Source organism: Rehaibacterium terrae, assembly GCF_014202935.1.
GTDB classification, from domain to species: Bacteria; Pseudomonadota; Gammaproteobacteria; order Xanthomonadales; family Xanthomonadaceae; genus Rehaibacterium; species Rehaibacterium terrae.
The window spans coordinates 220,489-243,207 of sequence record NZ_JACHHX010000001.1 but is presented as its reverse complement, the minus strand read 5'-3'; the positions used below and the strand labels follow the sequence as shown (position 1 = coordinate 243,207).

Annotated in this window: 22 protein-coding genes and 1 tRNA gene; 18 read left to right on the top strand and 5 right to left on the bottom strand. The window is 70.5% G+C overall.

Annotated elements, in window-relative coordinates; all coding sequences use genetic code 11:
* Window positions 1–135: 135 nt before the first annotated feature.
* The 12 genes from ccmA to HNQ58_RS00995 all read left to right on the top strand — a co-directional run bounded on the left by ccmA (window position 136) and on the right by HNQ58_RS00995 (window position 9,078).
* Window positions 136–792, top strand: a complete 657-nt coding sequence (gene ccmA / locus HNQ58_RS01050) for a heme ABC exporter ATP-binding protein CcmA (RefSeq protein WP_183946925.1) — start codon at window positions 136–138, stop codon at window positions 790–792.
* Window positions 785–1,468: a heme exporter protein CcmB gene (ccmB, locus tag HNQ58_RS01045; RefSeq protein ID WP_246416769.1), complete on the top strand. Its 684-nt coding sequence runs from the start codon at window positions 785–787 to the stop codon at window positions 1,466–1,468. The genes ccmA and ccmB overlap by 8 nt, the downstream gene beginning before the upstream one ends.
* Window positions 1,465–2,214 carry a heme ABC transporter permease gene (locus HNQ58_RS01040; RefSeq protein WP_183946924.1) on the top strand — a complete coding sequence of 250 codons (750 nt, stop codon included), beginning with the start codon at window positions 1,465–1,467 and terminating at the stop codon, window positions 2,212–2,214. The genes ccmB and HNQ58_RS01040 overlap by 4 nt, the downstream gene beginning before the upstream one ends.
* A complete protein-coding gene (gene ccmD / locus HNQ58_RS01035; RefSeq protein WP_183946923.1) occupies window positions 2,211–2,393 on the top strand; it encodes a heme exporter protein CcmD in 183 nt (60 codons plus the stop codon). Before HNQ58_RS01040 ends, ccmD begins: the two co-directional genes overlap by 4 nt.
* On the top strand, window positions 2,390–2,842 hold the full coding sequence (gene ccmE / locus HNQ58_RS01030; RefSeq protein WP_183946922.1) for a cytochrome c maturation protein CcmE: 453 nt from the start codon (window positions 2,390–2,392) through the stop codon (window positions 2,840–2,842). The genes ccmD and ccmE overlap by 4 nt, the downstream gene beginning before the upstream one ends.
* 114 nt (window positions 2,843–2,956) lie before the next feature.
* The gene (locus tag HNQ58_RS01025; RefSeq protein WP_183946921.1) at window positions 2,957–4,888 is read left to right on the top strand and encodes a heme lyase CcmF/NrfE family subunit; all 1,932 of its coding nucleotides are present in this window, start codon (window positions 2,957–2,959) and stop codon (window positions 4,886–4,888) included.
* Complete coding sequence (locus HNQ58_RS01020; RefSeq protein ID WP_183946920.1) at window positions 4,885–5,430, top strand: DsbE family thiol:disulfide interchange protein; 546 nt, start codon at window positions 4,885–4,887, stop codon at window positions 5,428–5,430. The genes HNQ58_RS01025 and HNQ58_RS01020 overlap by 4 nt, the downstream gene beginning before the upstream one ends.
* Entirely contained in the window at window positions 5,430–5,855 is a 426-nt protein-coding gene (locus tag HNQ58_RS01015) for a cytochrome c-type biogenesis protein (protein WP_409616389.1), read from the top strand. The genes HNQ58_RS01020 and HNQ58_RS01015 overlap by 1 nt, the downstream gene beginning before the upstream one ends.
* Before the next feature lie 4 nt (window positions 5,856–5,859).
* Entirely contained in the window at window positions 5,860–6,849 is a 990-nt protein-coding gene (locus tag HNQ58_RS01010; RefSeq protein ID WP_183946918.1) for a tetratricopeptide repeat protein, read from the top strand.
* 173 nt (window positions 6,850–7,022) lie between these two features.
* The gene (metX, locus tag HNQ58_RS01005) at window positions 7,023–8,177 is read left to right on the top strand and encodes a homoserine O-acetyltransferase MetX (RefSeq protein ID WP_183946917.1); all 1,155 of its coding nucleotides are present in this window, start codon (window positions 7,023–7,025) and stop codon (window positions 8,175–8,177) included.
* Between the two features lie 30 nt (window positions 8,178–8,207).
* Window positions 8,208–8,786, top strand: coding sequence for a cysteine dioxygenase family protein (locus HNQ58_RS01000; RefSeq protein WP_183946916.1), 579 nt, complete (start codon window positions 8,208–8,210; stop codon window positions 8,784–8,786).
* A 205-nt stretch (window positions 8,787–8,991) separates the two neighbouring features.
* Window positions 8,992–9,078, top strand: a tRNA-Leu gene (locus HNQ58_RS00995).
* Window positions 9,079–9,131: 53 nt separating this feature from the next.
* On the opposite strand, the gene HNQ58_RS00990 is transcribed toward HNQ58_RS00995, so the two are convergent.
* From HNQ58_RS00990 to HNQ58_RS00980, 3 genes are all read right to left on the bottom strand, one after another.
* Window positions 9,132–11,009, bottom strand: a complete 1,878-nt coding sequence (locus tag HNQ58_RS00990; RefSeq protein WP_183946915.1) for an SLC13 family permease — start codon at window positions 11,007–11,009, stop codon at window positions 9,132–9,134.
* 120 nt (window positions 11,010–11,129) lie between these two features.
* Window positions 11,130–11,954 carry a fused MFS/spermidine synthase gene (locus tag HNQ58_RS00985; RefSeq protein WP_183946914.1) on the bottom strand — a complete coding sequence of 275 codons (825 nt, stop codon included), beginning with the start codon at window positions 11,952–11,954 and terminating at the stop codon, window positions 11,130–11,132.
* A 446-nt stretch (window positions 11,955–12,400) separates the two neighbouring features.
* Window positions 12,401–13,030 (bottom strand): hypothetical protein, encoded by a 630-nt coding sequence (locus HNQ58_RS00980; RefSeq protein ID WP_183946913.1) that lies wholly within the window; start codon window positions 13,028–13,030, stop codon window positions 12,401–12,403.
* Window positions 13,031–13,210: 180 nt separating this feature from the next.
* On the opposite strand from HNQ58_RS00980, the gene HNQ58_RS00975 reads away from it, so the two are divergent.
* Window positions 13,211–15,613, top strand: coding sequence for an SUMF1/EgtB/PvdO family nonheme iron enzyme (locus HNQ58_RS00975; RefSeq protein ID WP_183946912.1), 2,403 nt, complete (start codon window positions 13,211–13,213; stop codon window positions 15,611–15,613).
* Between the two features lie 96 nt (window positions 15,614–15,709).
* Entirely contained in the window at window positions 15,710–16,207 is a 498-nt protein-coding gene (locus HNQ58_RS00970; RefSeq protein WP_183946911.1) for a VOC family protein, read from the top strand.
* 13 nt (window positions 16,208–16,220) lie between these two features.
* Here HNQ58_RS00970 and HNQ58_RS00965 read toward each other — a convergent pair whose 3' ends face one another.
* Entirely contained in the window at window positions 16,221–16,640 is a 420-nt protein-coding gene (locus HNQ58_RS00965) for an Lrp/AsnC family transcriptional regulator (RefSeq protein ID WP_183946910.1), read from the bottom strand.
* 144 nt (window positions 16,641–16,784) lie between these two features.
* On the opposite strand from HNQ58_RS00965, the gene HNQ58_RS00960 reads away from it, so the two are divergent.
* Together HNQ58_RS00960 and HNQ58_RS00955 are read left to right on the top strand one after the other, a co-directional pair.
* The gene (locus HNQ58_RS00960) at window positions 16,785–17,834 is read left to right on the top strand and encodes an ornithine cyclodeaminase (RefSeq protein ID WP_183946909.1); all 1,050 of its coding nucleotides are present in this window, start codon (window positions 16,785–16,787) and stop codon (window positions 17,832–17,834) included.
* A gap of 74 nt (window positions 17,835–17,908) precedes the next feature.
* Window positions 17,909–18,424: a GNAT family N-acetyltransferase gene (locus HNQ58_RS00955; RefSeq protein ID WP_183946908.1), complete on the top strand. Its 516-nt coding sequence runs from the start codon at window positions 17,909–17,911 to the stop codon at window positions 18,422–18,424.
* Window positions 18,425–18,944: 520 nt separating this feature from the next.
* Here HNQ58_RS00955 and HNQ58_RS00950 read toward each other — a convergent pair.
* On the bottom strand, window positions 18,945–20,585 hold the full coding sequence (locus HNQ58_RS00950) for a flagellar assembly protein A (RefSeq protein ID WP_183946907.1): 1,641 nt from the start codon (window positions 20,583–20,585) through the stop codon (window positions 18,945–18,947).
* A gap of 411 nt (window positions 20,586–20,996) precedes the next feature.
* Between HNQ58_RS00950 and HNQ58_RS00945 the strand changes: the two genes are divergently transcribed.
* Complete coding sequence (locus tag HNQ58_RS00945; RefSeq protein ID WP_183946906.1) at window positions 20,997–21,923, top strand: ATP-binding cassette domain-containing protein; 927 nt, start codon at window positions 20,997–20,999, stop codon at window positions 21,921–21,923.
* Entirely contained in the window at window positions 21,920–22,681 is a 762-nt protein-coding gene (locus HNQ58_RS00940; protein WP_183946905.1) for an ABC transporter permease, read from the top strand. The genes HNQ58_RS00945 and HNQ58_RS00940 overlap by 4 nt, the downstream gene beginning before the upstream one ends.
* Window positions 22,682–22,719 lie beyond the last annotated feature (38 nt).

The window sequence follows — 22,719 nt, the reverse complement described above, 5'->3', positions numbered from 1 at the left end:
CTTGCATGCGTGGATGCGGAGCGCGACCGCCCCCGGCAACCGGCCCGCCGCGCCGGCCGGCCGGCCGGCCGGCCGGCAAGATTTGATCGGCATCATGGACACCCCTTTCCGCGACTGGGTAGCATGCGCCCGCCGATGACTCCCGACGCTCCCGCCAGCCCGCCGCTGCTCGCTGCACGCGGCTTGCGCTTCCTGCGCAACGAAGAACCCGTGTTCGGGCCGCTCGATTTCGAGGTGCACGGTGGCGAGGCGCTGCTGGTGCTGGGCGGCAACGGCGCCGGCAAGACCACATTGCTGCGCGTGCTGGCCGGCCTGCTGGCGCTGTCCGAGGGCGAAGTCCTGCTGGACGGCGAAACACCGACGCGCGACAGACTCGCCCTCGCCGTCGCCTACCTCGGCCACCACCTCGCCCACAAGGGCGAGCTGACCGCGCTGGAGAACCTCGCCTTCGCCGTCGGCCTGGGCGGCCAGCGCCCGCGCAGCTCGCTGACCCAGGCACTGGCCAGCGTCGGCCTCGCCGGCTACGAGGACACCCCGGCGCGCAAGCTCTCCGCCGGCCAGAAAAAACGCCTGTCACTGGCCCGCCTGCTGCTGGTGCCGGCGCGGCTGTGGCTGCTGGACGAGCCTTACGCCAACCTCGACCTGGACGGCATCACGCTGGTGAACCGCATGATCCGGAAGCACGTCGGCGAGGGCGGCGCCGCGCTCATCACCACCCACGGCGCCTACGCCGCGCCGCCGGTGCGCACCCGCACCCTGAGCATGAACGGCGAGGCGTCGCGCTATGGCTGAGCCCGGGATGCTGCGTGCCGGCCGCGCCATGCTGGCGCGCGACCTCAAGCTGGTCTGGCGCCGCCGCGGCGACGCCGCCCAGCCACTGATCTTCGCCCTGCTGGTGGTCACCATGTTCCCGCTCGCGCTCGGCTCGGAACCGGCGCTGCTGGCGAAGATCGCGCCGGCCGTGCTGTGGGTGGCCGTGCTGCTGGCAGGCCTGCTCACCCTGGACACGCTCTACCGCGGCGATGCCGACGACGGCAGCCTGGAACAGATGCTGCTGGCCCCCACCCCGCTGGCCTGGCTGGTGTTCATCCGCGTGCTGGTGCACTGGGCCACCACCGCCCTGCCGCTGTTGCTGGTGACGCCGCTGCTGGCCGAGCTGCTGCACCTGCCGGGGAACCTTCTGCCGGTGTTGATGGTCTCCCTTGCGCTCGGCACCCCGCTGCTCAGCCTGATCGGCGCGGTGGTGGCCGCGCTGACGGTCGGGATGCGCCGCTCTGGTATGCTGCTCGGCCTGCTGGCGCTGCCGCTGTACGTGCCGGTGCTGGTGTTCGGCGCCGGCAGCGTGATGGCCGCCGCACAGGGCCTGCCCTGGACCGGCGCCCTCCTGCTGCTCGCCGCCGGCCTCGCCCTGGCCCTGATCCTCGCCCCCCTCGCCGCCGCGACCGCCGTCCGCATCGCCCTGACATGAACGCTCTCGTCCGCTGGTTCCATCGGCTCGGCTCGCCGCCCACCTTCTACGCCTTCGCCGCGCGCTGGGTGCCGTGGCTGTTCGCCGCCGCCGTGCTGACCACCCTGTGGGGGCTGTGGGCGGCGCTGTTCCAGGCGCCGGCCGACTACCAGCAGGGCGACAGCGCACGCATCCTCTACATCCACGTGCCGGCCGCCTGGATGAGCCTGTTCGTCTACGCGCTGATGGCCTTGTATGCCGCCATCGCGCTGATCTGGCGGATCAAGCTGTGCGAGGTGCTGGCGATGGCCTGCGCCCCGGTCGGCGCGATGTTCACCGCCGTCACCCTGCTCACCGGCGCGATCTGGGGCAAGCCGATGTGGGGCACCTGGTGGACCTGGGACCCGCGGCTGACCTCCGAACTGATCCTGCTGTTCCTGTACCTGGGCGTGATGGGGCTGAACGCCGCCATCGAGGACCGCCGCAACGCCGCCCGCGCGGCCGGCTTCCTGGCCATCGTCGGCGTCGCCATCCTGCCGGTGATCCGCTACTCGGTGGACTGGTGGAACTCGCTGCACCAGGGCGCCACCGTGCGCATCTTCGGCGAGTCGAGCATCGACCCGAGCATGGTGCCGCCGCTGGTCGCGATGGTGGTCGCCACCAAGTTCTGGTTCGCCGGCTCGCTGCTGCAACGCGCGCAGGTGGACATCCTGGAGCGAGAGGCCGGCAAGGACTGGGCCCGCGCGCTCGCCGGAGACGCTGCATGAGCACGCTGCTGGAAATGAGCTACGCGCCCTACGTCTGGTCCGCCTTCGCGGTCTTCATCGTCGCGCTGGCCTGGGACGGCCTGTCGCCCTGGTTCAGGCACCGTCGTGTCCGTCGCGACATCGTCCTGCGCGCGCGCCGTGAGGCGGCGCGCACAGGCAAGCGAGTCGAAGTCGAATGAATCCCACCCGCCGCCGCCGCCTGTTCCTGGTTCTCGCCCTGCTCTCCGCCGCCAGCGTCGCCGTCGCGCTGGTGACGCTGGCGCTGCAGCAGAACCTCACCTACCTCTACACGCCGACCCAGGTCCACGAAGGCGAAGCCGGCAGCGCCCGCTTCCGTCTCGGCGGCGAAGTCTGCGACGGCAGCATCGAGCGCACGCCGGGCACGCTGAAGGTGCGCTTCGACGTCACCGACCGCGTCAACGCGCTGCCGGTGCGCTACGAAGGCATCCTCCCGGACCTGTTCCGCGAGGGCCAGAGCATCGTCGCCACCGGCCGGATGGAAGACGGCGAGTTCGTCGCCGAGCAGATCCTGGCCAAGCACGACGAGACCTACATGCCCAAGGAAGTGGCCGACGCCATGGCGCAGGCCATGCAGCGCCCGGAGAACAGCGGTTGCCCGGCGAGGTGATCGACTGTGCTGCGGGAGCAGCGGAGGTCGCGGCCGATGCCCGCGAGCCCGGCAGTCGCGGCTTCCGACGCTTCCGCAATCGACCCGATGACGACCGCCGCGTGAAACCATCCCATGCTCCCTGAACTCGGCCAATTCGCCCTCATCCTCGCCCTGGTCGTCGCCTTCGCCCAGACCATCCTGCCGCTGGCCGGCGCCCAGCGCGGGCACGAGGGATTGATGCGGGTCGCGCGCCCGGCCGCCTGGGGCCAGTTCGTGCTGCTGGCGATCAGCTTCGCGCTGCTGACCTGGGCCTTCATCGCCCAGGACTTCTCGGTGGCCTACGTCGCCCACAACTCCAACAGCCTGCTGCCGATGCAGTACCGCTTCTCGGCGGTGTGGGGCGCGCACGAGGGTTCGCTGCTGCTGTGGGTGCTGATCCTGGCGGGCTGGAGCGCCGCGGTCGCCCATTTCAGCCGCAGCCTGCCGCTGCCGGTGGTGGCGCGCGTGCTCGGCATCATGGGCGTGGTCAGCATCGGCTTCCTGCTGTTCACCATCCTGACCTCCAACCCGTTCGAACGCCTGCTGCCGGCCGCACCGGAAGGCCGCGACCTCAATCCGCTGCTGCAGGATCCGGGGCTGATCTTCCATCCGCCGATGCTGTACATGGGCTATGTCGGCTTCGCGGTGGCCTTCGCCTTTGCCATCGCCGCGCTGATCGACGGCAAGGTGGACGCGCGCTGGGTGCGCTGGTCGCGGCCGTGGACCAACGTCGCCTGGGGCTTTCTCACTCTCGGCATCGCGCTCGGCTCGTGGTGGGCCTACTACGAACTGGGCTGGGGCGGCTGGTGGTTCTGGGACCCGGTAGAGAACGCCAGCTTCATGCCCTGGCTGGCCGGCGCGGCGCTGATCCACTCGCAGGCGGTGACCGAAAAACGCGGCTCGTTCCGCGGCTGGACGCTGCTGCTGGCCATCGCGGCGTTCTCGCTCTCGCTGCTCGGCACCTTCCTGGTGCGCTCGGGCGTGCTGACTTCGGTGCATGCCTTCGCCTCGGACCCCGAGCGCGGCATGTTCATCCTGCTGTTCCTCGGTTTCGTGGTCGGCGGCTCGCTGCTGCTGTACGCCCTGCGCGCGCCACGCGACGACACCGGCGCCCCGTTCGCCGCCAGCTCGCGCGAAACGCTGCTGCTGGTCAACAACCTGCTGCTGACCGCCGCCTGCGCGATGGTGCTGATCGGCACCCTGTTCCCGCTGTTCGCCGACGCGCTCGACCTGGGCAAGTTCTCGGTCGGCCCACCCTACTTCGGCCTGCTGTTCACCGTACTGATGGCGCCACTGGTGATGCTGGTGCCGTTCGGCCCGCTCACCCGCTGGCAGCGCGAGCAGCCCGACAAACCGCTGCGCATGCTCGCACCGTGGGCCGGGCTGGCGCTGATGTTGGGCGTGATCGCCTTCTTCGCCTGGCCCGAGGGCAGCGCCAAGACCGCCTTCGGCATCCTCGGCGCGGCCTGGGTGCTGGGCGGCACGCTGCGCTTCGTCTGGCAGCGCCTGCGTACCGCCAACGGCCGCTTCACCGCCGAGATGCTCGGCATGACGCTGGCCCACTTCGGCATCGGCCTGTTCGTGGCCGGCGTGCTGGTGGTCGAGAGCACCAAGCTCGAAACCGACGTGGCGGTGACACCGGGCCAGACGGTGTCCGCGCGCGGTTACGACTTCCGCTTCCTCGGCGTCGAGCAGGTGCCCGGCCCCAACTACCTCGCCGACCGCGGCCATGTCGTGGTCACCCGCAACGGCCGCATGGTCGCCGACCTGTGGCCGGAGAAGCGCGCCTACGCCAGCGGCGGCCAGGTGATGACCGAGGCGGCGATCGACTGGGGTCTGATGCGCGATGTGTACGTCGCGCTGGGCGAGCCGCTGGATCCCTCCGGCGAAAGCTGGGCGATGCGCCTGTACGTCAAGCCGATGATCCGCTGGATCTGGCTGGGCGCGCTGCTGATGGCGCTGGGCGGCTTCGTCGCCGCCGCCGACCGCCGCTTCCGCCGCGCGCCGAAGGAGGACAGCGCATGAGCTTGAGCCGCCTGTGGCCGTTCCTTGTATTCCTCGCGCTCGGCGCGCTGCTGTTCGCCGGCGTGCTGATGAGCGGACGCGAGAACCGCGAAGCCATCCCTTCGCCGCTGATCGGCAAGCCGGCGCCGGGCTTCGCGCTGCACCTGCTGCACCAGCCCGAGCGCATGGTGACGATGGACGAGCTGCGCGGCGAGCCGTTCCTGCTCAACGTCTGGGGCAGCTGGTGCCCGGCCTGCCGCGACGAGCACCCGTACATCGAAGCCTTGGCCCGTAGCAGCAAGATCCGGGTGGTGGGCTTCAACTGGAAGGACGAGCGCCAGGACGCCCTGCGCTGGCTGCAGCAGTTCGGCGACCCCTACCACCTGATCGTGGTGGACGAGGAAGGCGGCACCGCCATCGACTGGGGTGTGTACGGCGCGCCGGAAACCTTCCTGGTCGATGCCGAGGGCATCGTGCGCTGGAAGTACATCGGCCCGATCACGCCGGCCGTGATCGAGTCGCAGCTCAAGCCCCGGCTGGCCGAACTGGGAGTCGCGCTGTGATCCGCCGCCTCCTGCTCGCCCTGCTGCTCGCCTGCTCCACCACGGCCGTGGCGCTCGACCCGTTCGACTTCCGCGATGCCGCCGAAGAGGCGCGCTTCCGGGCACTCGCCCACGAACTGCGCTGCGTGATGTGCCAGAACCAGTCGCTGGCCGACTCCAACGCGCAAATCGCCCAGGACTTGCGCAGGCAGGTGCTCACGCTGATGCGCGAGGGCAAGAGCGACGAGGAGATCAAGCGCTTTCTGGTCGAACGCTACAGCGAATTCGTGCTCTACAAGCCACCGGTGACGCCGGCCACCTGGCTGCTGTGGTTCGGCCCGGCGCTGGTGCTGCTCGGCGGCATCGTCGCGGTCACGGCCATCGTCCGCCGACGCGCGAAGCAATTGCCGCCGCCGACCCCGGCCGACGACGAACAGGAGTGGTGACCCGATGACCGGATTCGTCCTGGGCGCGATCGCGCTGACCGTGCTGACGCTGGCCTTCCTGCTGCCGCCGCTGTGGCGCGATGCGCGCCCGCTGGCGATCGCACTGGCACTGCTGGTGCCGGCTGCTGGCGTCGGCCTGTACCTGGGCTACGGCACGCCGGCCGCGTTGCAACCACATGCCCAGATCGCTCCATCGCTGGAGGAGGCCATCGACCGCCTCGCCGCACACCTGGCCGACAACCCCGGGGACCAGCAGGGTTGGGCCCTGCTCGGCCGCAGCCGCAAGGCGCAGGAGCGCTTCGCCGAGGCCCGCGAGGCCTTCGCCCGCGCCCACGCGCTGGCACCCGACGATGCCGATCTGATGGTCGAGTACGCCGAGGCCATGACCCTCGCCAGCACGACCCGCATGATCGATGGCGAAGCGCTCGCGCTGCTCGAACGCGCCCTCGCCGCCGACCCGCAGCAACAGCGCGCACTGTGGTTCCTCGGCATCCATCACGTGCAGCACGGGCGTCCGGTCGAGGCAGCCGAGACCTGGGAGCGCCTGCTGCCGCTGGTGTCCGGGCAGACCCGCCCGGTGCTGATCGCGCAGATCAACGAGGTCCGCCAGCAGGCGGGCCTGCCGGCCATCGAGGACGCCGCACCCGCCGCCGTGCTCACCGTCACCGTCGATCTCGACCCGGCCCTGCGCGGCCACCTGCGGCCGGGCGACACGCTGTACGTGATGGCCCGCCAGACGGACGGCGCGAACATGCCGCTGGCGGTCAAGCGCCTGCCCGCCACCGGTTTCCCGCTGCAGGTGAGCCTGGGCGACGACGACAGCCCGATGCCCACGCTCAAGCTGTCCGATCAGGCGACAGTGCGCCTGATCGCCCGTGTTTCACATTCGGGCGATGCCGCCGCCCGCCCCGGCGACCTCGAATCCGCGCCGCTGGACGTGACACTTGCCGAAGGGACGAGCCACACACTGCGGATCGAGCGCGTCGTCGAGTAAGCGCACGCACCTGCCGCAGCCCGGGCGCAAGAGCCACGGCACGCACGGAGAGCAACCGAGAACAGCGGAGACAATGGAGGGGCTGATTTCGAATCCCTCCGCTTCCTCCACTGTTCTCTTTCCGCTCCGTGCGTGCTTTAAGCTTTGTCCGTTTTGTGCGCCGCCACCCGACGATGACCGAATACATCCCGCCCGGCACCCGCTTCCATGCCCTGCCCTCGCCGTTCCCGATGAAACGCGGCGGCGCCCTGCACGGCGCGCGCATGGCCTACGAGACCTGGGGTGAGCTGAACGCCGCACGCGACAATGCCATTCTGATTCTCACCGGCCTGTCGCCGAACGCCCACGCCGCGGCCAACGCCGGCAACCCGGCGCCGGGCTGGTGGGAGGAGATGCTCGGTCCCGGCAAACCGATCGACACCGACCACTGGTTCGTGGTCTGCGTCAACTCGCTGGGCAGCTGCAAGGGCTCGACCGGCCCTGCCTCCATCGACCCGGCCAGCGGCGAACCCTACCGGCTCGACTTCCCCAAGCTGTCCATCGAGGACGGCGCCAATGCCGCCCACGAGGTCGTGCGGGGGCTGGGAATCGAGCGCCTGGCCTGTCTGATCGGCTGCTCGATGGGCGGCATGACCGCACTCGCCTACCTGCTGCTGCACCCCGGCAGCGCACGCAGCCACATCAACGTCTCCGGCAGCGCCCGCGCGCTGCCGTTCTCGATCGCGATCCGCTCGCTGCAGCGAGAGGCGATCCGGCTCGACCCAAACTGGAACCAGGGCCGCTACGACGACACCCACTACCCGGAAAACGGCATGCGCATGGCGCGCAAGCTCGGCGTGGTCACCTACCGCTCGGCGCTGGAGTGGTCCGGCCGCTTCGGCCGGGTGCGGCTGGACAGCGACCGCCGCGACGGCGACGATCCGTTCGGCCTCGAATTCGAAGTCGAGAGCTATCTCGAAGGGCACGCGCGCCGCTTCGTGCGCCAGTTCGACCCCAACTGCTACCTGTACCTCAGCCGCTCGATGGACTGGTTCGACGTGGCCGAGTACGCCCCCGCGCGCGGCCCGGACGAAGTGCTGCAGGCACTCTCACGGATCGCACTCGAAAAATCGCTCGCGATCGGCGTGGAAACCGACATCCTGTTCCCGCTGCAACAGCAGGAGGAGATCGCCGAGGGCCTGCGCCTGGGCGGCGCCGACAGCCGCTTCGCCCCGCTGCCTTCGCCGCAGGGCCACGACGCGTTTCTGGTCGACATCCCGCGCTTCGGCGACCGGATCGGCGGCTTCCTCGCCGAGCTGCGCCCCCCTCCGCGCAGGGGCGGCTGGTAAGATCCACGCACCCACCCGACACGAACCGCCATGCTCACGCTGGATTTTCCCGGCAGCCGCAAACTGATCGCCGCCATCGACGCGGCCGTCGCCGCCCCGGACGACAAGGCCGTCACCGATGCCCTGCGCAGCACGCTGTGCCGACTGATCCGCGATCCCGAGGTGCGCCTGCCCGACTGCGTGCTCGATGCCCTCCCCGACCACTACGCCCGCCGCGAGCTCTACGTCAGCGATCGGTACGGTTACTGCGTGGTCGCGATGACCTGGGGCCCCGGCCAGGGCACGCCGATCCACGACCACGCCGGCATGTGGTGCGTCGAGGGCGTCTGGCATGGTCAGCTAGAGATCACCCAGTACGAATGCCTCGCCGCCGCCGAGGAGTGCTGCCGCTTCCGCCCGGTCGGCACGCTCACCGCCGGCCCCGGCTCGGCCGGCAGCCTGATCCCGCCGCACGAGTACCACACCATCCGTAATCCCAGCGACGACGCGGTCGCGGTGTCGCTGCACATCTACCAGCGCCAGATGACCTGCTGCTCGGTCTTCCAGCCGCTCGGCCAAGACCGCTACGCCCGCGCCACGCGGCAGCTGTGCCTGGACAAACTGGACTGAGGGCGGGGACGGGGACTCGGGAAAAAGCTGTCGGCACATCGTCATCCCGGCACAAGCCGGGGTCCATGCCGACCCTGCGCTTCGGCTGCGGCAGAGACGGATTCCGGCTCGGGCGAAGCCCGGCCTGCCCTGAGCTCGTCGAAGGGCCAGGACGACGGCAAGCCCCCCAGCCCCCAGCCCGCCTGGGCTATACTTCGCCCCCGCTGCCGGCGTGGCGGAATCGGTAGACGCAGCGGACTCAAAATCCGCCGATGGCGACATCGTGAGAGTTCGAGTCTCTCCGCCGGCACCAGCGAGCATCGCGAGAACCCGCGCACCCGCGCGGGTTTTTCGTTTCCGCGGCGCTCACAGCGGCCACACCACGAGCAGCATCGGCAGGCCGACGGCGATCACCAGGATCTCCAACGGCAGGCCGAGCGGCCAGTAGTCGCCGAAGCGGAAGCCGCCCGGGCCGAGAATCAACGTGTTGTTCTGGTGCCCGATCGGGGTCAGGAAGGCGCAGGACGCGCCCACCGCCACCGCCATCAGGAACGGGTCGGCGCTCACCCCGAGCTGGCCGGCGGTGCCGATCGCGATCGGACACATCACCGCCGCGGTGGCGGCGTTGTTCATCAGGTCCGACAGTGTCATGGTGACGACCAGGATCAGCGCCAGACTGAAAATCGCGTGGCCGTGGGCCACGTTTTCGATCAGCACGCGGGCGACCAGGTCGGCCGTGCCGGTACTCTCCATGGCGCCGGCCACCGGGATCAGCGCAGCCAGCAGCACGATCACCGGCCAGTCGATCGCCTCGTAGACCGCGCGCGGCGGCACCGTGCGCAGGGCCATCGAAGCCAGCACGCCCGCCGCGAATGACACTGCCGCCGGCACCAGCCCGAACGCCGCGCCGCCGACCGCGACAGCCATGATGGCACCGGCGGTCAGCGCGCGGCGGCGGTCGGGAATGCGCAGTTCGCGTTCGGCGAGCGGCACGCAGCCGTAATTGGAGGCGAATTCGGCGACGGCCTCGGACGGCCCCTGCATCAGCAGCAGGTCGCCGGCCTGGAACGTGAGCGAACGCAGCCGCGCCAGCGAACGCTGCCCCTGCCGCGACAGCGCCAGCAGGTTGATGCCGTACCGGGTGCGCAGGAGGATGTCGCTGGCCGAGCGCCCGGTCAGCGCCGATCCCGGCAGCACGGCCAGTTCGATCAGCACGATGTCGTCGCCCGCGGCCGCGGCCTCCCCGTCCGCCCCGACTCCATCCGCATCCTCACGCTTCTCGGCATCCGTATCGGCCGGTGCATGATGCCCGGCGCCGCCATCGCCCACGGAGTCATCCTTGCCGGTTCCGACCTCCTTGGCCTCCTCCAGCCGCAGGCCGAGAGCGGAGAGCGTGTTGGCCAGCGCATCGGCCTCGGCCTCGATCACCAGGATGTCTCCGACACGCACGCGCCGCCCGGGGTTGGGCGCGGTCACCCGAACATCGTTGCGCACCAGGCCCACCACCTGGGCCCCGGTTTCCTCCAGGAGCGCCTCGATCTCGCGCAGCGAGCGACCAGCCGCCTTGCTGCCCTCGGGCACTCGCGCCTCGGTGAGGTAGGCGCCGGCGTCGAAGCTGTCGACACCCCCCTGCCTGCGCGCCGGCACCAGCCGCCAGCCGATCAGTGCGACGAAGGCGACGCCGACCGCCGCGACGACGACACCGACCGGGGCGAAATCGAACATCGCGAAGGTGTCCGCACCGGTCTGGCCACGAAAGCCGGACACGATCAGGTTCGGCGGCGTGCCGATCAGCGTCGTCATGCCGCCCAGGATCGAGCCGAAGGCCAGCGGCATCAGCACCTGGCCCGGCGGCATCTGCTGGCGCTTGGCAACCTGGATCGCCACCGGCATCAGCAGCGCCAGCGCGCCGACGTTGTTCATGAACGCCGAGAGCACGGCGGCCAGCGCCGTCAGCGCGGCGATGCTCACGGTCGGCCCGGCTTTCGACGGCAGCACGACCCGGGTGACCGCATCCACAGCTCCCGAAGTCTGCAGGCCGCGGCTGAGCACCAGCACGCAGGCCACCGTGATCACCGCCGGGTGACCGAAGCCGGCAAAAGCCTCGGTGGGCTGCACCAGCCCGGCCAGTACGCAGGCGAGCAGCGCGCCGGCCGCCACCATGTCGTGGCGCCAGCGTCCCCACAGGAACATCGCCACCGTCGCCAGCAGGATGGCGAGGATCAGGACCTGCTCCGTCGTCATGCTCACCCCTCCACCTCGACCGGGCGTGGCTACAGACTAACGCCATCCCTGCGGGCGTTCCGCACGCAGGGGGGGTGCGCGGCGTCCGCCCGGGCGGGAACCCGGCGGCCACTGGCGACTTCAGCGCTGCTGCGCCGTCTGGGCGAGCAGCGCCGCGCCAACCCGCTCGAACACCGGCATCAGCTCGGCACGCACGCCGACCGGCAGCCGGCCCAGCAGCGTCGGCAGGCCGAACGGGGGCGCGGGCAACGGATCGCCGCGCCAGCCGAACGCCACCCGGTTGCTCATCGCCCGCTCGCCGACCACCAGCAGCCGCTCGCCGAAGCTGCGGCGCAGGCGGTCGAGATGGCGCTCGACATCGTCACCGTACAGGTTGAACGCCGCCACGCCGCCATCGGCCAGTGCATCGCGGCAATCGTCGTAGAAACGTTGCGACGAGAGTGCCTCGGGAATGCCGGTCTCGTCGTAGCCGTCCACCAGCAGCAGGTCGTAGCGGCCCGGCCGCGCGGCGACGAAGCGCGCGCCGTCGTCCAGCACCACGACGAAACGCGCATCGTCGTCGGGAATACGAAACTCCCGCCGCAGCGCGACCACGTGCGGATTGATCTCCACCACCTCGATCCGCGCCTCGGGCAGGTGGCGGTAGCAGAACTTCGCCTGCGAACCGCCGCCCAGCCCGACCATGCCGACCCGACGCGGCCGCGGCTGCCACAGCAGGGCCGCCATCATCGTCCGCGTGTAGTCGATCAGCAGCACGTCCGGCCGGCGGGTGAGCATCCGGCTCTGCGCTTCGCCGGCGGTGAACTGCAGCGAGGTGTAGCGCCAACCGCGGCGGATGAAGGGCTTGCGCAGGTGCGGCGGCGCGTCGTCCGTGCGACGGCCGTGCAGGCGTCGCGCCAACACATCCAGCCAATGCCGCCAACCGCTCGACTGCTTGTCCGCCATCGCGCTTTCGTCATGCCACACGGGGCGCAAAGCCTAGCGCAGCCGGCGCGCAGGGGGGAAACACGCAGAAATCGATCCGTCACCGCCCACACGTCGAACAGGGCGGCGTTGTCGGCGCCTTCCGGCTCCAGCCATTCGCCGTACGGCCACTGCTCGTCGAAGCTGCCGCCGGCCTGGGTCTGGAAGCGAATCTTGCCGGCACCGGCCAGGCGGAATACCGCCGTCGCGGTCTGCGGGGTGTCCACCACCGATTCGACCAGTTTTCACTGCGCCACAGATTTCACCCACGCGACGCTCACCGACACGGCAGCGGTGTTGGGGTAGCGGCGGCTGCCGCTGCGTGCGTTCGCGGCGCTCCGACAAGGAAAGGGGACGGGTCGACAACCCCCGTCCCCCGCCCCGCCCGGCCCGCGCTGCGCGCGGGCAGGAGCGCGGTGCCTGCCGGGTTACTGTGCGAACTCGCAGGTCACTTCCGGATTCCAGTCGGCGAAGATGCCGCTGGGGTTGTCGCGGCCGACCCACACGTGCAGCGCCCATATGTCCTGGTGCGGGTTGTAGTGCAGGTGCTGGCCGAGGAACTGCGGCGGTTCGGCGTGCGGCCACAGCGGCGCCGGGATGATGTATTCGACGCCGAGGAACTCCATCGAGCCGTCGGCGGTGGGCGCATACAGCAGCGCTTCGGGCCGCAGCAGCGAAAGCGTGCCGTTGCCGAGCTGGTCGAGCTTGCCGTAGTGATAGCCCATGCCGCCCATCGGCGACTCGACGCAGCCGCTCAGCGGAACATCCCAGCCGGCGGCCACGGCCGTGTCGAAGCTGAAGAACGGCGAGACGGCGCGACGCAGCATGTCGAGCTGCCTGGCGACTTCGTCCTGCCGGCACGCCGGCGGCAGGGAGCCGCCCGGCTTGGCTGCGGCAACCACACCGCAGTGTTTGGGCAACGCATCGCTCCCGCTGGAATGGGCGCCAGCCGCGCCGGCGGCCAGCGCGCCGCCGAACAGGCAGCACAGCACGGACGCGAACTTCGTTGACGGCCGGCAGGCTGGTGCACGGGTCGGATTGTCGATGGCGGATTTCATGTCGTTCTCCCTGTCGAGGAATGTCGGTCGGGCGGAGCAGGCCCGCTCCCGATGCTGCGCGGCGGGCTGCCGCGAGACTTCCGCGAATCCTCAAGAAGTCATCAAATTCCGCTCCGGATCAGGCGCTTGGCATGGTCCGGCGAGTTGCCCGGCGGCGACCGACGTGCCAGCCTTGGCCGCATGGCCTTTCGCTTCGGCGATTTCGTCCTCGATCCACGGACCGGCAGCCTGACCGGACCGGAGGGTCCGGTCGCGCTGCGCCGGCAGGCGTTCCGACTGGCTGAGGTACTGCTCGAGCACGCCCCCGAACTGCTCGACCGCGACACCCTGCTCGACGCCGTCTGGGGCCACGACGCGCTGTCGCCCAACGTGCTGCCGCAGACCATCAGCGAGCTGCGCCACGCACTCGGCGACGACGCGCACGCCCCGCGCTACATCGAGACCCTGCATCGGCGCGGCTACCGGATGGTCTGCGCGGTGGAACGGATCGACCCCGGGACGCCATCCGCGGCGGCCGGCACGACGCCGGGGATATCGGAACCGACGGCACAACGGCCGCGCTGGCGATTGCCCGCAGTGGTGGGCATCGTCATCGCGGCCTTGCTGTCGTCCGCGCACTGGTGGCAACGTGACGCGCATTGGCGCTGGCTGCACGTGGAGACGATCCCGGAGATCCGTCGCCTGATCGAAACCGACCTGGTCGCCGCCTGGCGCCTGGCCCATGCCGCGCGCCAGCGTGCGCCGGACGATCCGGTACTGGAGCAGCTCTGGCTCGATGTCAGCCTGCCGGTCACGCTGACCAGCGAACCGGAGGGCGCGACGGTCGCCGTGCGCGGCTACCGCGACGAAGCCGACTGGCTCGCGCTGGGCCGCACGCCGCTGCACGACGTACGCCTGCCGCTGACCATGCTGCGCTTCCGGGTCGACTTGGCGGACCATGCGCCGATCGAGGTCGCGCCGAGCGTGTTGCCCGCCCCTGATGCCTTCCGCCTGCACGCCGCGGACGAGGCGCCCGAGGACATGGTGTTCGTCCCCGCCGGGCCGGTGCGCTACCTGCTCGTCCCCGCCGAACTGCCGGATTTCTGGATCGACCGCCACGAAGTCAGCAACCGCGACTATCTGCGCTTCGTCGAGGATGGCGGCTACCGGCGCCCGGAATTCTGGCGCCATCCGGCGATCGAGGACGGCCGCGAGCTGGCGTGGGAGGAGCTGATCGCCCGCCTGGTCGACAGCACCGGCCTGCCCGGTCCGGCCACTTGGGCGCTCGGCACCTTTCCCGAAGGCGAAGGCGACCATCCGGTCGCCGGCGTGAGCTGGTACGAGGCCGCCGCCTACGCCGAGTGGGCCGGCAAATCGCTGCCGACGGTGTTCCACTGGTGGCGCGCCGCCGGCCTGGGTATCGCGCAGGTGGCGAACTTTTCCGACATCCTCGCCGCCAGCAACTTCGCCGGCCGCGGTACCGTGCCGCGCGGCAGCCTCGGCGGCCTCGGCCCGTACGGCACCTACGACATGGCCGGCAACGTCGCCGAATGGTGCGCCAACCCCGCCGGCGAGCGTCGCCACATCCTCGGCGGCGGCTGGGCCGACAACGCCTACCAGTTCCGCGATTTCGACGCCCAGCCCGCACTCGAACGCCGCCCGGGCTTCGGCTTCCGGCTGGTGAAGCAGGCCACCCCCGTCGACGAGGGCCTGCTCGCCGAAGTGCTGTTCCCGACCCGGGAACTCGCGCCGCCGGTCGACGACATCACCTTCGGTCACTTCGCCCGCATGTTCGACTACGACCCGGCGCCGCTGGACGCCGTGGTCGAGGAAATCGACGACAGCCACCATGCCTGGCGGCGCGAGCGGGTGAGCTTCAGTGCCGGCTATCCGGGCGAGCGCGTCATCCTGCAGCTGCTCCTGCCCCGGCGCAGCCAGCCGCCGTACCAGACCGTCGTCCATTTTCCGGGCGGCGACGCGCTGATGCTGGCCGACAGCCGCGAGGCCGGCCTGCTGCAGGTCGAGCCGTTTCTGCGCAGCGGCCGCGCGGTGGCGTACCCGGTCTATCGCGGCACGTTCGAGCGGCGCGTGCAGATGCCGCCGGGACCGCTCGCCGCGCGCAGCCTGCTGGTGCAGCAGGTCAAGGATCTTCGCCGCACGCTGGACTACCTCGCCAGCCGCGACGACATCGACAACGACCGGCTCGCCTTCCACGGCCTGAGCTACGGAGGCTGGCGCGCGCCGTTCGTGCTCGCCGTCGAGGATCGCTTCCGGATGGCGATGATCATGTCGGCCGGGCTCAGCGCCGCGCCGCTGCCGCCGGAAGTGGCGCTGCACAACTACCTGCCGCGGGTCACTCTTCCGGTACTCCTGATCTCGGGCCGCGACGATTTCAATTTCCCCTATGAGCAGTCGCAGAGGCCATTCTTCGAGCTGCTCGGCACGCCCGACGCGTACAAGCGCCACGTGGCGTTGCCGTGGGGCCACCTGCCACCCGGCTACACCGAGGTCGTGCGCGAGCTGCTCGACTGGACCGACCGATGGCTGGGACCGGTGTCGGCCGTCGCGCTGGCCGCGCGCGACGGCGGCGAGGCCAGCGAGTAGCTGCACCGCTGTCGATTTCCGCCGCTCCGGTTCGTCGTACACACGAATGCCGCACTCGCGCCGGCACCGTGCCATCCCCCACGCCCGGAGAACGACATGGCCACCCGCTTCCAGCGCATCACGCCCTTCCTCTGGTTCGACGCCCAGGCCGAAGAGGCCGCGGAGTTCTACGTTTCGATCTTCGACAACTCGCGCATCCGCAGTGTCGCCCGCTACGACCAGGCCAGCGCGCAGGCTTCCGGGCGGCCGGAGGGGGCGGCGATGACGGTCGATTTCGAGCTCGACGGCCAGCGTTTCACCGCACTCAACGGTGGACCACATTTCGCGTTCACCGAGGCGGTGTCGTTCGTCGTCCATTGCGATACGCAGGAAGAGATCGATCGCTACTGGGATCGTTTGTCCGAAGGCGGCGACCCGCGCGCGCAACAGTGCGGCTGGCTGAAGGACCGCTACGGGCTGTCGTGGCAGATCGTTCCGCGCGAGCTGCCGGCGCTGCTCGGTCGGGGAGACTCGGGCAAGGCCGGCAAGGTCATGCAGGCGCTGCTGTCGATGAAGAAGCCGGACCTGGCCGCACTGCGCGCCGCGGCCGAGTGAGCCGCCGCGGCATTCAAGCGCGCAGCGTCTGCAGATGGATGCTGGTCTCGGTGGCGCTGACGCCCTTGATGCGGCGGATGCGCTCCAGCGCCGCCGAGAGTTCCGTCAGGTTGCCCACGCGCAGTTCCGCCAGCAGGTCCCAGCGGCCGTTGGTGTCGTGCAGCGCCGCCACGCCGGGCTCGCCGAGCAGCGCGCGGATCACCGTCTGCTGGTTGCCCTCGACGGCGATGCTGGTCCAGGCCCGGATCTCGTCCGGCGCCGAATCGGGCCGCAGCCTCACCGTGTAGCCGACGATCACACCCTCGCGCTCGAGCCTGGCGATGCGATTGGTGATGGTGCCGCGCGAGACCTTCAGCGCCTGGGCGAGTTCGGCGATCGAGGCGCGCGCGTCGTGGCGCAGCTTGGCGATCAGTTGCTGGTCGAGGGCGTCCATTTGCGCATACTGCCATCGACAACTGCCGAAATGCCACGCATCTGCCCATTTACGCGCATTTTTGCTGTTTTGCGCTGACGGCCGCCTGCGGACAATGGAATCGACGGCGCAACCGCCCGCGCCCCCATGCGTCCGAGGACACCGATGACCACCCTGCTCACCACCCGCGACATCGCCCGCATCGTCGCCACGCTCGGCCTGCCGCACGTGCTTGCGCGCATGGTCGACTACATCGACGCCGACTTCCGCCGCTGGCCGGAGTTCGAGAAGTGCGCGCGGCTGGCCTCGCATTCGGACGTGGGCGTGATCGAGCTGATGCCGGTGTCCGATGCCCGCGAGTACAGCTTCAAGTACGTCAACGGTCACCCCAAGAACACCCGCGAGGGCCTGCCCACGGTGATGGCCTTCGGCGTGCTCGCCGACGTGGACACCGGCAAGCCCACGCTGCTCAGCGAACTGACCCTCACCACCGCCATCCGCACCGCCGCCACCTCGGTGCTCGCGGCGCGGGTCTTGGCGCGCAAGGACGCGCGCACGATGGCGCTGATCGGCAACGGCGCGCAGAGCGAGTTCCAGGCGCTGGCCTTCCATCACCTGCTCGGCATCGAGGAAGTGCGCCTGTTCGACGTCGACCCGGCCGCCACGACGAAGCTCGCCAGCCATCTGGCGGGGGCCGCCCCGGCGCTGCGCGTGCTGCGCTGTGCCGACACCGCCGGGGCGGTGCGCGGCGCCGACATCGTCACCACCGTCACCGCCGACAAGACCAACGCCACCATCCTCACCCCCGACATGCTCGTCCCCGGCATGCACATCAACGGCGTCGGCGGCGACTGCCCGGGCAAGACCGAGCTGCATCGCGAGGTGCTGGCGCGCGCGTCGGTGTTCGTCGAGTTCGAGCCGCAGACCCGCATCGAGGGCGATCTGCAGCAGATGCCGGCGGACTTCGCCGTCACCGAGCTGTGGCGGGTGCTGACCGGCGCGGCGCCGGGCCGCCGCCGCGACGACGAGATCACCGTGTTCGACTCGGTCGGCTTCGCGCTGGAGGACTATTCGGCCCTGCGCCTGCTGCGCGACTGCGCCGGTGAGCTGGGCCTGGGCGAGACCATCGGCCTGATCCCGGCGCTGGACGATCCCAAGGACCTGTACGGCCACCTGCTGGCCGAACCCGTGCGGTCGCGCCGGCGGGCGGCCTGATCCGGCGACCGGCGACCGCTTCCCGCGGTGGCGGTCTTCGCGCAACATCGCGGCTCGGACTCAGGGACGCCGCGATGACCTCTCCCCTGCCGGAAACGCTGCGGCTCGGACTGCGCCGTATCGACGACACCGACCTCGACGCCCTGCACGCCGTCTACGGCGATGCCGAGGCGATGCGCTGGGTCGGCGACGGCCGTCCGCTCGACCGCGCGCAGTGCGCACGCTGGATCGCGCTCACCCGTGCCAACTATGCCCGGCGCGGCTACGGCATGTTCGCCGTCGTCGCCCGCGGCCAGGACCGGCCCCTGGGCTTCTGCGGGCTGGTGCATCCCGGCGGCCAGCCGCTGCCCGAACTCAAGTACGCCCTGCACCGCAGCGCCTGGGGCCGCGGACTGGCGACCGAGGCCGCCGCTGCCCTGCTCGGCTACGGCGCGACGGCCCATGGCCTGCGCCACGTCGTCGCCACCGTGGCGGCGGCGAACACCGCCTCGCGGCGGGTACTGGAGAAGATCGGCATGCGCCGCACGACCACGCGGCGGGAAGCCGACGGCAGCGACACGCTGGTGTTCGCCTGGCGCTTGCCGGCCTGAGCGCGCCAGCCGCCCGGCGCTGGAGCCCGACCCCACCGGCCCGGACGCTGCCCTGTGCGCGCCGCTTCGACGAGGCCTGCAACGGCCACGCCACCCTCCGGCCTCCACCGGTCCGGCGCGGAAAGCACGCGCTACTCCTGCTGTCAGCCGCTGCAGCCGCCGCAGCACACCGAAGGCAACCGGACGATCTGGCACGCCGCCACCGGACAGCCGACCTGGCCTGGCGCAGAGCCCCCGCCAGCTCGGTCACCGACAGTACCGCCGCCACCTTCAGGCTGATGCCATCTGCGCCCGGCGCGTGCAGCGCTGCCCGGTCCAGTGCACGAATCGGCTCTTCCACCGCCCCGAGGTCGGGCGCCGGGGCAGTCAGTCCGATCTTGCATTCCATCGCATCGCTCCCGTGGCTGGACCGCCCCCGCGGCGGTGTTCGGGCATGCCCGGCGACCGCGACGCCGCGCTCACTGACCTCGATCAGGCCGGGCGCAATGGCGCGCTGACGGCTCCTCCCCGGGCGTGCGGCTCAAGCACCCGGCCGGGAAGCTGTCAGCACCACCGCGTCGTCCTGCAGCCGCAGCGTGCCGGGGCCGTGGGAGTCTGCCGACCGCCATACCGCATGGCCAAGCTGGACCTCGACATTGGGATACACTGCCTCGCCCACCGCGACATGGGCGTTCGCCGCCAGCGTCAGCATCGCCTGCAACTCGGCGTGCCGGGCCTCCAGTGCTTCCCGCGCCTGCTCGGCGGCTGCCAGCGTGCGCTCGGCCCGTTCCTTGGCCGCGCGACGCGCGGCACGATCGTCGTCGCGGGTCAGGGCGATGACCTTGCGCAGGTCGTCCTGCTGCGCGCGGTTGCGCGTCAGCGCTTCCAGGACGGCAGCCAGCTCCGAATACACCTGCGGGTGGTAGCCGACCAGCAGGCAGGTGCGCACGCCGGCCTGCGAGCCCAGCCTGCCCACCGACAGCGCCGCGCCGGCCCGCGCCATGCCGCCGATCAGCTGGCTGCGGCGCGCACCCGGCTTGCCGATGACGATGCAGTTGGGCGCGGTCAGCTCGCTGTGCACGGCGAACTCGCCGATCGCGATATCGTCGCCGGCTTCGATGACCGCGTTCTCGCAGAACTGCAGGCCGATCGGACCCTTCGCCTTCAGCCTCGCCGGTTGCAAGGCTCCGCGCGGATCCAGGCAGCCGATCACCCCGGCCCGCACTACGATGCTGCCACCGGCCTCGATCTGCGCCGCCTCCACCGTACCGCCGACCACCACGTCGCCGCTGGCACGGATGCGCATGCCGGCGATGACGTCGCCCGTCACGTTCACCGAGCCGTCGAAATCGATGTTGCCCGTGGACAGATCCACCGCCGGCAGCGTGATGGTCGGCTCGACGTCCACGCCGTCCGGCCGCAGCAGCGGCTGGCCGGTGATGTCGGCGATCAGCAGGTCCGGGTCGTCGGGCGAGGGCGAAGCGCCACGCAGGTCGGGGGCGTACGGCGTGTCGACGACACCGTCGGCGGGGATCACCCCGCCCCGCACGTCCTCGCCACTGCGCCCGGGAATGGCCGGGCTGCGCCGCATCAGCGCATCGCCGGCCTTCACCACCACCAGACCGCCCAGCTCCCGGTAGTCGACCACACCCCACTCGTCCACCCGCGGGCCGCGCCGACGGATGTCCGGAATCAGGCTCTGGAAACGCGCCGGCACGCCGGGTTCGGGCGGCCGGCCGCGCGCGATCGGCAACCGCTCGACGATGCCGGCGGCCAGCGCGCGCTCGATCTCGCCCTCCAGGATGCCCACGACCACGCCCTGCGCGGCCAATGCCGCGTCGACCTGAGCACGGGTCACCGGCGCGCCGCCGAAGGGCGGCTCCAGCGACAGCCAGGCGGTCATCGCGTCCGTCGCCAGCACGATCTCCAGCCGGCCATCGCGCCGCTCGGCCACCTCCAGCGCGAATGGCTGGCCCGCCGCCACCCGCCGCACGAACTCGTCCATGGCACCGTCGAGGCGGTACAGTGCCCCCCAACCACCGTCGGCAATGGCCTCGTGCAGGCATCCGCGATCGATCCGTTCGCGGGCCGTCGCGCCCTGCTCTGGCGCGAAATGGGCAACCAGCTTGCCCTCGGCCTCCCGCCACTCCAGCCGCAGCATCGATGGCGGAAGCCCGCTCATGCCGGCCCGGGCTCCCCGTCGGACCGCCCTGGCGCGTGCCATGTCCCGACATACGACGAATTCGACATGCCGCTGCGCACCCCGCATCACGCGGGCGGACCACGGATCGGCCCGCCCTGCAGATTACTTATCGGTGCCAGCGCCGGGATTTCCAAGCGCCGGGGCCCGGATCCCGTGACGGCCGTCGCAATCGCGAAGCTTCGGTGCCCACGGCAGCCCGTCGCGCCTCCGGCCTGCGCCGTGCCCGGCACGGGCTGACCTGTCCAGCGCGCCGCCGCCGCCTCCCTCTGGACACTGCGTCCCACGATGCCAGGCGCCGCCACCCCGGATGCCGGCCATGCGACCATTTCCGCCGCGCGCACGTCGTTGCCCGCGCAATCGATCCGCCCCGCTCCCCACCGAGGCCAGCGCGTGACCCCCGCCATCTCGATCCGGAATCTCTGCAAGACCTACGACAGCGGCTTCCAGGCGCTGAGAAACGTCGATCTCGATATCCGCCGCGGCGAAATCTTCGCCCTGCTCGGCCCCAACGGCGCTGGCAAGACCACTCTGATCGGCATCGTCTGCGGTATCGTCCGCCCCACCGCCGGCACGGTGCTGGCCGACGGCCACGACGTGGTGCGCGACTACCGCGCCGCCCGCAGCAAGATCGGCCTGGTGCCGCAGGAACTGGCCACCGAGACCTTCGAGACCGTCTGGGCCGCACTGCGCTTCTCACGCGGCCTGTTCGGCAAACCGCCCGACCCGGCCCACCTGGAGCGCGTGCTGCGCGACCTGTCGCTGTGGGACAAGCGCGACACCAGGATCAGCCAGCTCTCCGGCGGCATGAAGCGGCGCGTGCTGATCGCCAAGGCGCTGGCGCACGAGCCCAGCATCCTGTTCCTGGACGAGCCCACCGCCGGCGTCGACGTCGAACTGCGCCGCGACATGTGGGACATGGTGCGCCGCCTGCGCGAACACGGCGTCACCATCATCCTCACCACCCACTACATCGAGGAGGCCGAGCAGATGGCCGACCGCATCGGCATCATCAACCGCGGCGAGCTGCTGCTGGTCGAGGAAACCGCCACCCTGATGCGCCAGCTCGGCAAGAAGCAACTGCTGCTCACGCTGCAAAGCCCGCTGGCGGAGGTGCCCGAGCGCCTGGCCGACCTGCCGCTGGAGCTGACCGAGGGCGGCGAGCAGCTGGTGTTCACCTTCGACTCGCAGCGCGAGCGCACCGGCATCGCCAGCCTGCTCAAGCGCCTGCAGGACGAAGGCATCGCCTTCCGCGACCTGCACTCGCGCGAATCCTCGCTGGAGGAGATTTTCGTCGACCTGGTGAGGGCCGGCCGATGAACGTCCACGCCATCCGCGCCATCTACCGTTTCGAGATGGCCCGTACCTTCCGCACCCTCACCGAAAGCCTGGCCTCGCCGGTGCTCACCACCTCGCTGTATTTCATCGTCTTCGGCGCCGCCATCGGCAGCCGCATGGGCGACATCGACGGCGTGAGCTACGGTGCCTTCATCATCCCCGGCCTGATCATGCTCGCCCTGCTCAACGAGAGCATTTCCAACGCCTCGTTCGGCATCTACATGCCCAAGTGGTCGGGCACCATCTACGAGCTGCTCTCGGCGCCGGTGTCCTTCGTCGAGGTGGTGCTCGGCTACGTCGGCGCGGCGGCCACCAAGTCGCTGATGATCGGCGCGCTGATCCTCATCACCGCCCGCTTTTTCGTGCCCTACGAGATCGTCCACCCCGGCTGGATGCTGTTCTTCCTCGTGCTCACCGCGGTCAGCTTCAGCCTGTTCGGCTTCCTGATCGGCCTGTGGGCCAGCGACTGGCAGCAGTTGCAGGTGATCCCGCTGATGATCGTCACCCCGCTGACCTTCCTCGGCGGCGCCTTCTACTCGATCCAGATGCTGCCGCCGATCTGGCAGACGCTGTCGCTGTTCAACCCCGTCGTCTACCTGATCTCCGGCATGCGCTGGGCCTTCTACGGCGTCGCCGACGTCAACGTGCTGATCAGCGCCGGCATGATCCTCGGCTTCCTCGCCGCCTGCCTGGCCGCCGTGTGGTGGATCTTCCGGACCGGCTGGAAGCTGCGCAGCTGAGCCCACGGAGCGACACAAGGCCATGGACGGCATGGCAG